The 1,009-nt window shown below is 64.7% G+C and carries 1 protein-coding gene; it reads left to right on the top strand.

The features are described from left to right. The coding region (locus tag AC0L3L_RS36355) for a class I SAM-dependent methyltransferase (RefSeq protein ID WP_473642183.1) at positions 1 to 1,009 on the top strand (1,009 nt) is incomplete at its 5' end.

Genomic DNA, 1,009 nt, shown 5'->3' with positions numbered 1-1,009 from the left:
CGGCGATCTCGGTGCGATCGCTACGGGCGCGGGGGTCTTGCTGGGCGACAGACTCGGCCTGTTCAAGGCATTGCGCGAAGGTGGCAAGATGACGGCGGCCGAACTTTCGACACGCACCGGCACCCAGGAACGCCTTGTAAGGGAGTGGCTTTCCGGGCAGGCGGCGGCGGGCTACGTCGACTACGATGAAGCCAAGGACGAGTTCTATCTCAACGCCGAGCAGGAGCTGGTGTTCGCCGATGAGGATAGCCCGGCCTTCATGGCTGGCGCATTCGAGGTCCTATCCGCGCTATGGCTCGACGAAGAAAAGGTGAGGCAGGCATTCCAGTCCGGTAAGGGCGTTGCATGGCACGATCATAGCGCGTGTCTGTTTCGCGGTACGGAACGGTTCTTCCGTCCAGGCTACAATGCCAATCTGATCGACTCCTGGCTACCGGCGCTGGAGGGCGTAGTCGAGAAGCTCGAACGCGGCGTCGAGGTCGCGGATGTCGGATGCGGTCATGGCGCATCGACCGTGCTCATGGCACGTGCTTTCCCCAATTCGCGCTTCGTCGGCTTCGATTATCACGCCCCTTCGATCGAGCGCGCCCGCAAGGCCGCCGAGGAAGCCGGCGTCGGCGCCAACACGCGCTTCGAGGTCGCGGCCGCCAAGACCTATCCCGGCACCTATGACCTCGTCGCTTTTTTCGATTGCCTTCACGACATGGGCGACCCGGCGGGCGCCGCCACCCATGTCCACGGGTCGCTCAAGCCGGATGGCACCTGGATGATCGTCGAGCCGTTGGCGCATGACCATCTAGCGGCGAATCCCAATCCCGTCGGACGCGTCTATTATGCCGCTTCCACATTCGTGTGCACGCCCGCGTCCCTGTCGCAGGAAGTCGGGCTCGGGCTTGGCGCCCAGGCCGGCGAGGCGAGGCTACGCCAGGTGGTGACCGGCGGCGGCTTCAAGCGATTCCGTCGCGCCACGGAGACGCCGTTCAACATGGTGCTGGAGGCCCGCCCCTAG

It is taken from the genome of Mesorhizobium sp. WSM4849 (assembly GCF_055811385.1).
Note: the sequence above shows the minus strand (reverse complement) of the source record. Positions and strands in the feature narration are given on the sequence as shown.